Raw genomic sequence first — 1,345 nt, forward strand, 5'->3', positions numbered from 1 at the left:
TGCGGGGTGGTGGCGCGGGGCCATGGCCGGCAGAAGGTCGAGCTGGTCGACGCCCCGTGCTTCACCGCCGCTGTCAGGCTGTGGTGGCGCAAACGGGCTCTTCCCAATCGAGGGTGTAGGGATTGGTAGCGTGTCGTGGTTCGGGTGAGGGTCGAGGTCTCCCGATGATGGAAGTTCTGACGCTGTCCATCTGGAAGACCTCGACATGCACGACGCTACCTTCACTACCCCTGACCTGACGACCTTCTGTCGCTTGGATGAGCTCGGCCTGGTCGTGACGGGGCAACGCCTTGAACCCGAGCGGGCCGTGTTGGCGTGCCGCGTCGTCGACGACGATGCGTGGTGCCACCGGTGCGGGTGTGAAGGCGCTCCGCGTGACAGCGTCGTGCGGTGGCTGGCGCACGAACCGTTGGGGTGGCGACCCACGACGTTGGCGGTCACTCTGCGCCGGTACCGATGCAGTGAATGTGGGCATGTGTGGCGGCAAGACTGCTCCGCGGCGGCCGAACCACGGGCACGCCTGTCGCGCCGGGCGGTGCGGTGGGCGTTGACCGCGATCGTGTGTCAGCACCTCACGATCGCTCGTGTCGCTGAAGCCCTCGCCGTTGCATGGGACACCGCCAACGACGCCGTACTGGCCGAGGGGCACCGCGTCTTGATCGATGACCCGGCCCGGTTCGAGGGTGTCACCGCGATCGGCGTGGATGAGCACGTGTGGCGACACACCCGCCGCGGCGACAAATACGTCACCGTGATCATCGACCTGACCCCGATCCGGGACGGGACCGGTCCAGCACGCCTGTTGGACATGGTTCCCGGACGGTCCAAGCAGGTCTTCAAGACCTGGCTCGCCGAGCGACCTGCCCAGTGGCGTAACGCTGTGGAGGTCGTCGCGATGGATGGGTTCACCGGGTTCAAAACCGCTGCCACCGAGGAGATCCCGGCCGCGGCCACGGTGATGGATCCCTTCCACGTCGTCCGCCTCGCCGGCGACGCCCTCGACCGGTGTCGCCGTCGCGTGCAACAAGAACTGCACGGGCGCCGTGGCCGCACCACGGATCCGCTGTACCGAGCACGGCGCACCTTGCACACCGGCGCGGACTTGCTCACCGACCGGCAACATCAACGTCTCACCGCACTGTTCGCTGTCGATGAGCACGTTCAGGTCGAGTGCACCTGGGGCATCTATCAACGAATGATCGCGGCGTACCGTCACCCCGACCGGGCTACCGGGAAGAAGCTCATGACCAAGCTAGTTGAGTCCCTCATAGTGGTGTAGCGGGGTGGTCGTGCTGGACAGCAGGGCGGTCACCGCGTGATCCTCGAGTTCATCTTCTACAACTCA

At 65.9% G+C, this 1,345-nt stretch carries 1 pseudogene; it reads left to right on the forward strand.

Annotated features, from left to right (window positions below):
* Window positions 1-205: 205 nt before the first annotated feature.
* Window positions 206-1,267 (forward strand): annotated as a pseudogene (locus BSZ39_RS12840) (ISL3 family transposase); the annotation flags it as partial.
* Between the last annotated feature and the right edge of the window lie 78 nt (window positions 1,268-1,345).

Origin of the sequence: Bowdeniella nasicola (assembly GCF_001907295.1) — a bacterium.
Lineage (GTDB): Bacteria > Actinomycetota > Actinomycetes > Actinomycetales > Actinomycetaceae > Bowdeniella > Bowdeniella nasicola.